Annotated in this window: 11 protein-coding genes; 6 read left to right on the plus strand and 5 right to left on the minus strand. The window is 44.9% G+C overall.

Features of this window, described 5'->3' with window-relative positions; all coding sequences use genetic code 11:
• The first annotated feature begins 10 nt into the window (after positions 1 to 10).
• Positions 11 to 229 carry a hypothetical protein gene (locus tag QUB13_RS06965; protein WP_333379831.1) on the plus strand — a complete coding sequence of 73 codons (219 nt, stop codon included), beginning with the start codon at positions 11 to 13 and terminating at the stop codon, positions 227 to 229.
• 214 nt (positions 230 to 443) lie between these two features.
• Here QUB13_RS06965 and QUB13_RS06970 read toward each other — a convergent pair whose 3' ends face one another.
• Positions 444 to 2,468: an ABC transporter ATP-binding protein gene (locus QUB13_RS06970; RefSeq protein ID WP_333379832.1), complete on the minus strand. Its 2,025-nt coding sequence runs from the start codon at positions 2,466 to 2,468 to the stop codon at positions 444 to 446.
• A gap of 199 nt (positions 2,469 to 2,667) precedes the next feature.
• On the opposite strand from QUB13_RS06970, the gene QUB13_RS06975 reads away from it, so the two are divergent.
• Positions 2,668 to 3,225: a GNAT family N-acetyltransferase gene (locus QUB13_RS06975; RefSeq protein WP_333379833.1), complete on the plus strand. Its 558-nt coding sequence runs from the start codon at positions 2,668 to 2,670 to the stop codon at positions 3,223 to 3,225.
• Between the two features lie 69 nt (positions 3,226 to 3,294).
• Here the strand turns inward: QUB13_RS06975 and QUB13_RS06980 are convergent, their stop codons facing one another.
• Positions 3,295 to 4,629 carry a tetratricopeptide repeat protein gene (locus QUB13_RS06980; protein ID WP_333379834.1) on the minus strand — a complete coding sequence of 445 codons (1,335 nt, stop codon included), beginning with the start codon at positions 4,627 to 4,629 and terminating at the stop codon, positions 3,295 to 3,297.
• A gap of 21 nt (positions 4,630 to 4,650) precedes the next feature.
• On the opposite strand from QUB13_RS06980, the gene QUB13_RS06985 reads away from it, so the two are divergent.
• Positions 4,651 to 5,910, plus strand: coding sequence for an esterase-like activity of phytase family protein (locus tag QUB13_RS06985; RefSeq protein ID WP_333379835.1), 1,260 nt, complete (start codon positions 4,651 to 4,653; stop codon positions 5,908 to 5,910).
• Between the two features lie 471 nt (positions 5,911 to 6,381).
• Here the strand turns inward: QUB13_RS06985 and QUB13_RS06990 are convergent, their stop codons facing one another.
• Positions 6,382 to 7,125: a lipoate--protein ligase family protein gene (locus QUB13_RS06990; RefSeq protein WP_333379836.1), complete on the minus strand. Its 744-nt coding sequence runs from the start codon at positions 7,123 to 7,125 to the stop codon at positions 6,382 to 6,384.
• A 256-nt stretch (positions 7,126 to 7,381) separates the two neighbouring features.
• Between QUB13_RS06990 and QUB13_RS06995 the strand changes: the two genes are divergently transcribed.
• The 3 genes from QUB13_RS06995 (at position 7,382) to QUB13_RS07005 (ending at position 10,896) form a co-directional block, all read left to right on the plus strand.
• On the plus strand, positions 7,382 to 8,815 hold the full coding sequence (locus QUB13_RS06995) for an RNA-guided endonuclease InsQ/TnpB family protein (protein ID WP_333379837.1): 1,434 nt from the start codon (positions 7,382 to 7,384) through the stop codon (positions 8,813 to 8,815).
• 106 nt (positions 8,816 to 8,921) lie between these two features.
• On the plus strand, positions 8,922 to 9,245 hold the full coding sequence (locus QUB13_RS07000) for a thioredoxin family protein (RefSeq protein WP_333379838.1): 324 nt from the start codon (positions 8,922 to 8,924) through the stop codon (positions 9,243 to 9,245).
• A 424-nt stretch (positions 9,246 to 9,669) separates the two neighbouring features.
• Positions 9,670 to 10,896, plus strand: coding sequence for an LL-diaminopimelate aminotransferase (locus tag QUB13_RS07005; protein WP_333379839.1), 1,227 nt, complete (start codon positions 9,670 to 9,672; stop codon positions 10,894 to 10,896).
• A gap of 337 nt (positions 10,897 to 11,233) precedes the next feature.
• Here QUB13_RS07005 and QUB13_RS07010 read toward each other — a convergent pair whose 3' ends face one another.
• Entirely contained in the window at positions 11,234 to 11,632 is a 399-nt protein-coding gene (locus QUB13_RS07010) for a hypothetical protein (protein ID WP_333090737.1), read from the minus strand.
• Between the two features lie 126 nt (positions 11,633 to 11,758).
• Complete coding sequence (gene surE / locus QUB13_RS07015) at positions 11,759 to 12,565, minus strand: 5'/3'-nucleotidase SurE (protein WP_194012118.1); 807 nt, start codon at positions 12,563 to 12,565, stop codon at positions 11,759 to 11,761.
• Positions 12,566 to 13,481 lie beyond the last annotated feature (916 nt).

A 13,481-nucleotide genomic window follows, 5' to 3' on the forward strand; every position in this document is an offset into this window, starting at 1 on the left:
AAAATGTTATATGCCCCTAGAATTAATCATCTTAATTGCTTCCTTACTTGTTTCTTGGCTGGTATTTAATTGGGCTTTTAAAGTATTGAAAGCCAGCGTGGGCACAGCGATTGCTTTAGCAGCAATTGTGCTGGTGATGCAGTTATTGTTTGGCATCGGGCCAAATCAACTTTTCCAACATATAACTCACTTGCCGGAAACCATTGGAAAAATAATTTTTGGCAAATGATTCGATTTGGGATTTTAGATTTTAGATTTTAGATTTGTTCTCTAAGAAACTAAAATTTAATAAATTAAATCTGCCACACTCCTCTCTCCAGAAGCTGAGGGGTAAAGAGAGGCAGAGCCTCCGGATCTGCATTACCAGGCAGAGCCTGGTAACGAGCCAAATCTTCCGACTTCCCTCTTCCTTCTTCCCTCTTCCTTCTTCCCTCTTCCTTCTCTTAACTTCCCAGCATTTGCAGCTTGTACAAACTGGCATACAACCCTTCTTGCTGCAACAATTCTTCGTGGGTTCCAGACTCTACTAACTGCCCGCGTTTGAGCACCAAAATACGATCGACATTTCGGATAGTCGAGAGCCTGTGGGCAATGATTATAGCCGTTCTGTCCTCCATCAAACGCTCCAAAGCCTCTTGAATTAAAGCTTCTGTCCCCACATCCAAACTAGCAGTAGCCTCGTCTAGAACTAAAATATTGGGATTGCGAATCGCCGCGCGAGCAAACGCTAATAATTGCTTTTGTCCCCCCGAAAGATTCGTTCCCCGTTCCCGCAATTGCGTGTCATAACCTTGAGGTAACTGTTCGATTAAACGAGCAACATTAGTCTTTTCTGCTGCTGCTTCAATTTCCTCAATAGAGTAATTTTCTCCCAGGCTAATATTGCTCTTCACATCGCCAGCAAATAGAAAGCCATCTTGAATAATCACGCCTACGTGTCGGCGCAATTCTGCTTGAGGCAAATCGCGAATATCCACACCATCGATGAGAATGCGTCCTTGCGTCGGCTCGTAAAGGCGGCACAGGAGACGGATAATCGAACTTTTGCCCGCACCGGTGGGGCCCACTAATGCTACTTTTTCGCCGGATGCGATCGTAAAATTGAGGTTTTGCAGGACGTATTCGTTATCTTTGTAGGCAAACGACACATTGTCAAATTGGATTTCTCCTGATGCGAATTCCTTCGAGTTTAGATTGGAGATTTGCGGTTTATGATTGTTAATTGATAGGCGATATTCTGAAGTTTTGGGACTTTGATTCTTCTCTACCAATTCTGGCTCAGTTGAAGATAAGTTATAGGAAATTGTCTCAGGATGACCAGTAATCAGCAGCGGCGAATAATATTCCCTTCTTCCTTCTTTCCTCTTTCCTCTTCCTTCTTCCTTCTTCCCTCTTCCTTCTTCCTTATCTACGATAGTTCGATCTTGAATTTCGATCGGTTCGTTAAGAATATCGCTAATCCGTTCGACGGCGGTAAATCCTGCTTGAATCGCGGTAAATTTCTCGGCAAATTGCCGCAACGGATCGAAGAGACGCTGAGCAAATAAAATAAATGCCGAGAGAGTACCAAAGTTAAGACTACCTTGCAGAACTTTTTCACCGCCCAGCCACAAAACGGCTCCAATTGCCACTAAAGCAATCCATTCCAATGTCGCAGATACCGCAGAGTCGTAAAAGATTGTGGTGTCAACTGCTTTGATGTAGCGTTTGTTAGTGACTCTAAACAATTCTGAGTTGAATCTTTCGCGGCGGAATAGCTGCACTACGCCAATACCAGTCAGGTTTTCTTGCAGTTGGGCGTTAAGATCGGAAAGTTCTTCTCTGGTAGTGTAATTTGCTCGGCGATATTGGTTTTGAAAATAAACGATTAGTGCAGTAATTGGTATCATGATTGTCACCAACATTAAAGCTAGTTGCCACTGCATGGTAAACATGAAAATGGCAATTACTAAAATTGAAAATAAATCGCTGACAATCCCGATCGCCCCGCTCGAAAATACTTCTCCCAAAGCTTCGACATCGCTGGTAAGGCGCGTCATCAATTTACCGACAGGAGTGCGATCGAAAAATCTCACTGCTAGCGATGTGACGTGGGCGAACAAATCATTTCTAATATCAGTTGTAATTATTTGCCCTACTTTCGTGACTAAATAGCCTTGAACTGATTGCAGTCCCAATCTAAATGTTATAGTTAGCATCAGCAAAACTGCTAACACGTTTAATGCAGTAGATAAAGGCAATCCCCGCAAAAACTCATAGGTAGGTTCCGCTCGAATTACCGAAATTGCCTGTCCGATCAGAATCGGTTGAATTGCTCCTGAGACTGCTAGCGGTACTAATAGTGCGATCGAAATAATCAGCAAGCGTTTGCTGCGGGTTGCGTAAGATGCCAACCTCATGAATAACCGCCAGTCTGTTTCCTGGCCGGATTTATTTTTGGTATCTGCTACTGGTGAGGAAATGGTCATTCGATTTTAGATTTTAGATTTTAGATTTTAGATTGCAGAAGCGATCCTGCTAAATTTCGGGGCTTTTGTTGGGGATACTGAGCTTTTTTGCTCCGCAGCTTGTAGGGCGATCGCGCCCTCGAAGTTCACTCAGTCTTTGAGCAGAAAGACTGTAAAATATATCCAAGTAATAATTGTAGCAAATGCAGTCAGTTAAATTATGGAATCTTCTATACCTACAGAAAATTATTTCTCCCGACATATAGAAACACCTAGATTATATCTGAGACAATTTACGCCAGACGACTTAGATGAGCTTTACCACATCTACAGCGATCCCGAAGTGATGAAGTATCTAAGTGAAGGCGTCAGAAATAGAGAAGAAACAGCAGTAGATTTATTTGGGATAATCGCAGATTGGGAAAAACACGCTTTCGGTTTGTGGGCTGTTGTCAATAAAGAAAATAACCAATTGATCGGCGACGGGGGGCTTCGCTTCTTAGGCAAAACATCTGAAGTAGAAGTCGGTTACGTGTTAGCAAAAGCGTATTGGGGGAAAGGTTTAGCCGCGGAAATTGCAGGAGTCAGCCTCAAGTACGGATTTGAAGTATTGAAAACAGAAAAAATTGTTGCAGTTGCACATACCGAAAATATCGCCTCGCGGCGGGTAATGGAAAAAGTGGGGATGAAATACCAGCACAACCTCGACGATGGCGATCGCGATCGAGTATATTATTCTATCTTGCGAGAAACCTACAAGTCAAAAGTAGTTGTATAGGTGTGCAATGCACACCTTACTGCATTTACATTACTAACCTTGCAATTTGTCATTCTTACCTGCCGATCGCTACGAAGTCCTTTGTAATTGCTTGTTGACTTTAATAATCTTCTTGTCAAAATACTCTTTTCTGTGTCCCAATCTTTTCGCTACTTCCAACCCTTTTTGATAGGATTCCAAAGCTTTATCGTAAGCCTTCATGTCCTGATAAACTTGACCGATATTGTCGTAAGCATTCATCAATCCGTACCAATTGTAAGCCCGCTCTTCCAACAGCAACTGCATTTGATAAATCCGCAAAGTCGGCTCCCACTGCTTTTGCGCTCGGTAAAGCAATGCTAATTTGTCCAAAGCTTCGCTAGCCTGAGCGTACTGTTGAATGGGAACAGCTAAATTGTAAGCTTCCTGATAGTATTGAGCTGCTAAGTTGATTTGACCTATACTTTGGTAATCGGTGGCGATCGCAATTTTGAGCGGCGGTATAGCGCTGGGGTTTTGCAGGTTAAGATAAACGGATGCTAATTTTTCCCTGGCTGCGATCGCCTTTAGGGGCTGTTTCGACTGCTGGTAAACGTAGGCCAACTGTCTCAAAGCATCCACCTCAGTTGGAGCAGTTACAGGCTGCGGCGGCGCGCCGTTTCCCGCCGATAAAACAGAATTTTGTACCCCAGCATTAGCCGCAAATAAAGCGCGGTTTTCCTGAATTAAACTTGCCAATTCCTCATACACGGGAGCAGCTTTTTCGTAACTGAGCCAATTAATGTGAATTAGCCCGATCGCCTTTAAAATCCGACCCTCAGCCAATATATCTTGGTTTTGGCGCGCATTTTCGAGAATTTGTTGGTAAACTTCTACAGTCGGGCCCTTAGCCCGCACCTGGCTAAAAGCCGCAGCCAAAGCCTGAAGCAAATCAAGATCGATCGGTACTTGCGATTTCACTTGTTTGTAAATTGCTTCCAGCCGTTTAGTAATAAGCTGTAGTTCGATGTTTTTACTGCTACTCCAAGCAACACTTCCCACCCGACTCAAAGCAGCAATTTCCGCCGCCGGGCCCAGATACCTACGCAGCCGCAATTCTCGGAACCAAATATCAAAAGCACCAGCCCCATCTCCAGCTTGTAGTTTAGCCGCTGCTTCTAAGTTTAACTGTTCCAAAGCCGCTGTCAGTTCGTCCCGCTGACTGCTGCTCAAAGGCTCAGTGGTGGGAGCTAGCGGATCGGGGGTGGTAATTTCTAGAGGATTAGGAGAAAATTGATCGAGGCCCGGTGGATTAGTTTGGGCGCTAGCAATAGAACCAGCACACAGCCACAAAAAAAGCAAGCACCCAATTGGTACAGAATTTCTCATAAAAGAAATATGACTACCGCGATTCGGCATCCCTGCTGGAAACATCAAATTTTGCATATCTACAAAATGGTATAAATTATGTCACAAAGATGGCACAAAAGCAAACTGTTCAACAAGAGCAAGAAAATAAAATTTAGCATACTGAGCAATTATTGGGATTTTAAGGCGTTGGGCGATCGGCTTTTGCGCTTATTCAGTTTAACCCTAATTCTGTTAACCATATGCACGGCTTGCGCGCCTCCTGCAGTTGCTAAAGACCGCTCTTTTCCTGAAATGTCCCTGGAATTTTTGGGAGAGTATCAATTGCCAAAAATGAATTTTGAAGGAACACCAGTCGGCGGCTTGTCAGGAATTACCTACGATCCAAAAGGTATTAGTGGCGTGACTTCCAAAGCTTATCGATTTTACGCTCTTTCCGACGACAAAAGCGAAAACGGAGAAGCCAGATTTTACAGTCTCCGACTCGATCTAACATCCAGCGATCCAGCAAATATTCGCCTAAAAAAAGTTGCCATTGAAAGCGTTACCTCCCTCAAAAAAGCAGACGGTAAAACCTTTGCTTGGGGTTCCATAAATCCCGAAGGCATCGCCCTTTCTCCCCGCAATTCAGTATTTGTCGCTAGCGGAGGCTTTACTCATGCTAACATCCCTCCTTTGGTCGGCGAATTTGACCTCACAACCGGGAAATTGCGGGGTAATTTACCTATTCCCAACCGCTACATTCCCGATGCCAGCGACGAACAACAGCAGCAGGGAGTGCTGGACAATTCAGGTTTTGAATCTTTAAGCATCGACCCAGAAACCTTTAGTCCGGGCGGTCTCGATCCATTTCGCTTGTTCGCAGCGACGGCAGCGCCGTTAATGCAAGATGCAGACCCGGAACAAGCCAGCAAAATACGCATTTTACATTATATCATCGTCGATAAAACGCCACAATTAGTCTCAGAAAATCTTTACCAGCTAGACCAAGTTCCCATGAGTTTGTTGAACAATTTAACAGAATTAGTAACTGTTGGCGGCGGTCAATTTCTGAGTTTAGAGCGTTCTTTTGGGCTGTCGGGATACAGCGCTAGAATTTATCAAGTAGCGGCTGGAGCGGCGACAGACACTTCGAGAATCAAGAGTTTTAAAGGAACAATGGCAATGGTCGAGCCTGTGAGGAAAAAGTTGCTGCTCGACTTGAGCGAACTGGGAATTCCGCTGTACAATTTAGAGGGAATGACTCTCGGGCCGCAGTTGCCAGACGGCAGCCAAAGTGTTGTTTTAGTCAGCGATGACAATTTTCATGAAGCAGAGAGAACTCAATTTATTTTGTTGAGTTTAAAAAAGAAAAATTAGATTGTAAATACTGTACTGAACTGTCAAGCGTCTCGTCAATGGAAGTGAAGCGCTCGGAAGCAAAGTAATCGCAGGTGTAACAAGTGTTACGCAAAAAAAGAGATTTTTTTCAGAATTCATCAACAATCTGGAAATTATCTGCGTACAAGCTGCCGCGCATTTAAATTAGAACTCTGGATGAAAAGGACTTTTGTAATAGTTCTATAGCGGTTCTAAAGCTTTGTGAGGTATGCCCTATGCCCTATGCCCTATGCCCTATGCCCTATGCACACGAGAACATCTCATATTACTGAGAAAGGCTATATTGTATATCCAGGGCGGGCTTTGGGGCTTAACGCACAAAAGTTGGATTGTTTTTTAAGAGACTATTTAACTGCTAACAAGCCGATCTGTATCGCTCTTCCAAGAGCGAAGATTTATGCAATAAATCTCTTGTATAACGGCAGTCTTGGCTGTTCGCAAAAGTTAAATTTACAACAGCTTGTTACTTGTTTCCCAAATATCCTGCCATTCCTCCTCCGAAAGTGGCTGCACTTCCAAATCAATCTCAAAACAGCGACAAGCCGCCGCACTCAAAACATCAATTACAGTTGCAATCAAATCATCTCCCCCTTCAGATAGAGGTAATTTGACAGGAATTGATTTTTCGTCAAAAACTCGATCGAACAAACTAACATCCGGTTGCAAGCGCATCGAACCGTGCTGCAGAATAGCATCGCCCCGGCGCAATTGCGCGCTACCAATTAACTTGCAGCCATCGGGCGTAACTAAATCAGCACCCGTCGCAGTACCAAAACAATTCGGATTGTGAATGTAACCCCGTTTAGCTTCCCCGTAGTGCAAGTCTAAACCCATCGCCCTCCAACCCTCAATCAAAAACTCGCAAATAGTCTGATAAGCTTTCAGGCGACTGCTGCCAAATCCTGACCCTACCACTGCATAAGTTAAATCTCCTTGGTGGAGCACGGCGCGCCCGCCGCTAGGCCTCCTCACCAATTCTACAGGCATTCCCTGCCAAGATAGCTGCTCCCAAAACTCCGGCCAGCGCTGCTGGTGGTAGCCCAAGGAAATCGCCGTTGGTTGCCAGGTGTAAAATCGCAGAGTTGGCGGATGTTTTTGGGCTAGATGCTGTTGCAGCAGCCATTTGTCGATCGCCATCTGCAACTTCCCAGGCGCTGACAGCAGCGGAATTAAACGCCAAACAGAATTAGCCATCAGTGTCTGCTCCTGAGTTTATAGTCAATATTCGCAGAATGTTTTAAACTTAACCAACAGCCGGGAAGTCCCTCGGTATATTTAGAGGGGATGAATCTGAGCGCTGCGCGAAGTACCCCGCCCTTGAATTACCGCAGGGATGAAAGGCTCGTCGGTCGGAGGAACGGAGCCCGACAATCATATTTGACTATAACAGGTCAATCTTCAGGGGCATCTTGATTTTCAATATACTTCCTAAGTGTAGAAGAAGTTTCCCATGCAACTCACGTACAAATACCGACTTAAACCCACAAAAGCGCAATTGGCAACGATTGCGACTCATCTAGAACTCTGTCGCCGACAGTATAACTATCGCCTCAGCGAAAGGTTTAGGTGGTGGGAATCCACGAGAACACCTGTTAACGCCTGCCCTTTGATTGCCTCCATAGTTCCGATTGAGGAGATTTACCAAAATATTCCTTTAACTAGGGTGCAAACTAGAGATGGCAGAAAAAAAGATGAGTCAGGCAATCCTGTTACCAGGAAAGGTGATATTTTCTCGAATATTGAAGGCGGATATGTACAGTGGCAGACCATACAGTTAGCTGACCTGAAGAACACCAAAAAACTATTTCCTGACTACAAAGCTTTGAATTCTCAAGTTTTGCAGGATGTAGTTAACCGAGTGGAAACTTCCTTTTCAAATTTCACTACGCCCGACAAAAGTGGCCATCGCAGGGGCAAGCCCAAATTCAAGGGATTTCACTACTACAAATCTTTCACTTATCCTCAGTTAGATAATTTGGATATTGTCAAGGACGAGCAAAATAGGATTTGTATTAACCTTGCAAAAATAGGTCAAGTGCCCATAGTATTCCATCGCCCAATAGCAACAGGATTTAAGGTTAAGACGGGGACGGTCATCAGAGAAGCGGATGGGTGGTATATTGCCTTGACGCTAGAAGATAAAATGGTTCCCGTGACGGTTGCAGAAATTCAACCGACTGATGAAAACACTCTTGGTATTGATTTGGGAATTACTAATTACGTCTATATTTATAATGGCGAGAGAGTTGAAAATCCTAGATTCTTGAGGAAGTCTGCCGAAAAACTGGCAACACTTCAAGGGAAGTTAGCTAGTAGAATCAAGGGTTCTAAGCCTTGGAAAATTATCAAGGACAAGATTTCCAGATTCCATCAGTTCGTAGCTAGGGCTAGATTAGATTTTCAATTCAAAATGGCACAGGATTTGTTGAGCAAATGTGATGTTTTAGTTGTTGAAGATTTGAGCGTCAAGAATATGACTAGACGCGCCAAGCCTAAGACTGATGTTGAGAATGGTAGTTTGGTTTATTTGCCAAACGGTCAGGCAGCTAAAAGTGGCTTGAATAAATCAATGCTTGATGCTGCTCACGGCCAATTTGCCAATATTCTCAAGTATGTTGCTTGGAAATTGGGTAAAAACGTTTTGTTAGTCGATCCCAAGGGAACTTCTCAGTATTGCTGGAATTGCCTCAACAAAGTACCGAAAGAATTGGCAGAAAGGTGGCATTCTTGTCGGTGCGGAGAGTCTTTAGATAGAGACGAAAACTCGGCTAAACTTATCAAAAAGATTGGTCTGATTCATGAAAGTGGCGGGGGAACTCCGTCACTCAAAAAAGCCCTTGCACAAAGGGAAATAGAAGCCTGCAGTTGGGCGGTACTCCGCTGACCGTCAGGTTCGTTCACTAACAGTTTTTGGGCCTGTCTTCAAAGTTGGTGCAAGTTTCAAGCCCGTAGGTGCTTGAGAAATAAATAGCAAAATTAATCGCAGAACCATGAGCAACAATGTAATTGTCATTAACGACGAAAAGTTTGAAACAGAAGTGCTGAAAGGAGAGCAACCAGTGCTTGCCTATTTTTGGGCGAGTTGGTGCGGGCCTTGCAAACTGATCGCGCCTTCGATAGACTGGGTAGCGGCAAACTACAGCGACCTGAAAGTGGTTAAGATGGAAATTGACCCCAATCCTAATACTGTTAAACAGTATAAAGTTGAAGGAGTCCCAGCACTTAGATTGTTTAAAAATGGCGAAGTAGTGCTTTCCCATGAGGGAGCTATTACTAAACAAACTCTGATCGGTTTGCTCGAAGGTCACTTATAAAAATGTGAAGTGATTCGGGAGTTTTCAACTCCCAATTCACAACCATTTAAATTCCCAACACTTGATAAAAATCTCTCTTTGCTTGTCGCCCTTTTTATCTGGCTCTGCGCCCTCTGCGTTCTCTGCAGTTAAATTTAAAAAGATGCTCTGGCAAACAAATTAAAAGCCTGAGTTATTAGCAATTTAAAATTAGGAAGTCAACTCTTATAATTTAAATATCTGCCACATTTCTCTCTCCCGAAGCGGCGAGGCAAACAGAGGCAGAGCCTCCGAATTTGCATTATCAGGCAGAGCCTGGTAACGAGCAAACTCTTCCTGGTGACAAGCAAAAATGCTTTTTACAAAGCCGGAGATGTTCTGTTTATTTTGTTTCAATGCGTAGGTGCTAAAACAATCATTAACGTCTCAAAAACACACAAAAAATATGCAATTTGCCAAACGTTTAGAATCCCTGCAATTTAATGTATTTGCCGATATGGATCGGGCAAAGTCTCTCGCTAAAGCAGCGGGGAAAAAGGTGATAGATTTGTCTCTGGGTTCTTCCGATTTGCCTGCGGCGGCTCATATTACAGATGCGATCGCCCATTCATTGTCAGACTCTAGCACCCACGGCTATTTACTGTTTAACGGGACACGAACTTTCCGGGAAGCTGCAGCTTGCTGGTACGAACAAAAATTTGGGATTTCAGTTAATCCAGAAACAGAAGTGCTGCCGTTAATTGGCTCCCAAGAAGGCACGGCGCATATGCCTTTAGCTGTAATGAACCCCGGAGATTTTGCTTTGTTGCTCGATCCGGGTTATCCTTCCCACGCAGGCGGCGTGTATTTGGCCGGCGGTCAAATTTATCCGATGCCAATATTAGCAGAAAATCAGTTTTTACCAGTTTTTGAAGATATTCCGATGCCCGTGCTGGCTCAGTCGAAGATGATGGTTTTGAGCTATCCTCACAATCCTACAACTGCGATCGCCCCGCTGGCTTTTTTTGAGAAAGCCGTGGCTTTTTGTCGCCAACACGATCTGGTTTTAGTACACGATTTCCCCTATGTGGATTTGGTGTTTGACGATGCCGCAGGGGCGGTGGATGGTGCGCGCGCGGCCTCGGAGGATATCGAGAAAAACCGTAAATTGATGGCACCGTCAATTTTTCAAGCCGATCGAGATAAGAGTGTGGCGATCGAGTTTTTTACACTATCTAAATCCTACAGCATGGGGGGTTTTCGAGTCGGATACGCGATCGGCAACTCCGAGCTAATTGCAGCCCTGCGACAGATCAAAGCCGCAGTAGACTTCAACCAATATTTAGGAATTTTGAACGGAGCGGTCTCCGCATTAACAGGCCCTCAAGATACCGTGAGAAGCAGTGTAGAAACCTTCAAAAAACGGCGGGATAGCTTTGTAAGCGCCCTACAAAACATCGGCTGGGAAGTACCCATACCCCCCGCCACCATGTACGTCTGGGCGAAACTGCCCCAACCTTGGACATCTGATTCTATCAAATTTTGCACTCAGCTAGTAGAGAGTACAGGAGTCGCAGCTTCCCCCGGTGCCGGTTTCGGGAAATCAGGAGAAGGCTACGTGCGATTTGCCTTAGTCGAGCCGCCAGAAATTTTAACAGTTGCAGCGAGCAAAATTGCGGAATTTCTCAATTAGAGTTGCACTGCATTCAATCGCTCTGTTTTGGGCAAATAATCTGCGTTTATCGGCATTGCATCTGCCTTGCATCTGCGGTTTTGCGATCGGCTTTTTTGGATTTAATACCAATTCTTAAAAGTATGGCTACTTTTGAAAATTGGTATAATTTCCCACTACTAGCACTTACGCAAGGGCGATCGTAAACCGGGTTTTTTACAAAATACACAGGTTATAGCCCGCCACAACCATCAAAAACCCGGTTGCAACTCGAAATCCGCAAGTCTTCTGTCGTTATTTCTACCTAAAGGAATAGATATTTTCATACAAGATATGTGAAAATCTATTTTTAGAAATGTTAACGCGAGACATCTTGGGAATTGTCAGTTCCGCTTACCCACTCTAAAAATCCTTGAAATGAATTTTGTCTGGGCAGCGATTGTTCCGTAGCTGCGATCGCGCATCCCAAAAATACCACGCTTCCCAAAATTGCCAGCAGCGGAAAATGCTTGCCGAACCCAAAGTCTCGCTGGAGGCGAGCTAGGGGCCGGCTCTGACGCCTGAGCATTTTTCCTACCGTCATTTGTTTGAGACTAAAAGGATCGCGCACAAAATGACCGCTCCAGCTAATTACCATGTGGGAATGGCAGTGGGGACAAGTGAACAGTCCGCTGACCATTCCAACGGGGCCGAGGACGCTGGAACGGTTGCAAATCGGGCAAGTGACAGAATGGGTGTTATAGGTGGGAGCGTTCATAACTGTTTTTCTGGAGTAAAAAAACTAACAACCAATTGAGAGCTTGTGTAACGCCAAAGGCATAAACCTTTACAGGCACTTTATCCTTAATTCCTAGTTTACAGCCGCGATCTGGTCGATCTGAGCTCACTGCTCGAAAAAACCTTCAAATTGCCAATCGCGCAACGAGTGCAAGTCGGGATGGCAGGTGAGATTGTATTGCAGCGGAGTCACGGTTATTCTATTGTCGCGGATAGCTTGTACGTCTGTAGGAATAGCATGAGCCACCGACGGATCGGCGCTTTCTTCTACATCTTCTAACAATTCCCCAGCCAGCCAATAATAAGTTTTGCCGCGCGGATCTGTGCGCTTTTGAAATATGTCGAAATAGCGGCGAATGCCTTGACGGGCGATCGCCACTCCGGTAATTTCTGCTTGTGTCACCGCTGGTATGTTGACATTCAACAGCGTCGGTTTAGCCATTGGCTGTTTTTCCAACTGTCCCAGCAAAGTGACAGCAAAATCCACCGCCGGCCCAAATTCCTGCGAAGTATAGCTGGCGAGGCTGAAAGCAATGCTGGGAATGCCTTCCATGATTCCTTCCATTGCTGCCGAAACCGTGCCAGAACAGATGATGTCCGTACCTAAATTCGGCCCGTGGTTGATCCCGGAAAGCACAAAATCCGGCGGTTGCTCAAGTAAAGCCCACAAACCTAATTTCACGCAGTCGGCGGGAGTGCCCGAACAAGCCCAAGCTTTGATGGCGGGGTCAAAAACAGATTCGATAATTTCGGCGCGGATGGGTTGGTGCATGGTGAGGCCGTGGCCCGTAGCGGAGCGCTCTCTGTCGGGACAAACTACGCTCACGTCGTGGCCTGCGGTGGCGAGAGCGTTGGCGAGGCTGCGGATGCCTTGGGCAAAGATGCCGTCGTCGTTGCTAATTAAAAGTTTCATTGAAATTTTTTGACAGGCCTGAGAATAATCTTAAACTAGATTCAACTAGGGCGATCGCTCGACTTTGAAACCTCAATTCTGCAGACAATGGTTTAACCGGACTCAAACAAAAACAGAGACGAAAAAGTATTCAAATCCTTCTGATTCACCTGAAAGCAAAAGCCGTATCAAGGCGAGCTCGCCAGCGCTGGTGGTTGCAGGTAAACAGTCCGGTTGTTGCCGCCATTGCCAAACGGATACCGAGGGTGTAAGGAGATATAGCTGTTCCCACTCTCGATGAGGTATCGATCGATCCCTCAATTCCTCAATTCCTCAATCCCCGAATCCCTCAATCTAAAATCTAAAATCGACTGACTTCTCACCTTTTTGATAAAGGCTATAGCCTTTCGAGATCTCCTATGAGATACTATCCGGGATAGGGCATAGGGCATGGGGCATAGGGCATGGGGCATAGGGCATAGGGCATAGGGCTATCCTCACCACGCTTGAGAAAGGCTATATGCAAGACTACCCGCTGACCTACAAAATCTGCTTAAATTCCCAGAATGTACTGGCTGTATTTTTTGGGCAAAACTTTCTGCAAGATGTAAATAATCGCCAAACAAGCCAACAACGTCCCGGTAACTAAAAAGCCGAGCTTCAGCAGCGGATGTACGGGTTCAATAAATTTATAAATAAACCCCTGAAAACCCTGTGACTTTAGTCCAGGGATGAAAGGTAGGAATAGACTTTAGTATACCAGTCAGACAAATGCGATACATGGTAAAATTAATCAATGGAGGTGAAACAAAATGTACGCAGTGCAAAAAGATGTTTGGCATTTAACGGAATTTGAAAAGCCTATTGTTGAGCAACTACTAAAATGGTCAAATAACCTGTTTAATGTTGGGACTTACGAAGGTAGGCAAAGATTCTT

Source organism: Microcoleus sp. B4-D4 (assembly GCF_036705185.1).
Classification (GTDB): Bacteria; Cyanobacteriota; Cyanobacteriia; order Cyanobacteriales; family Microcoleaceae; genus Microcoleus.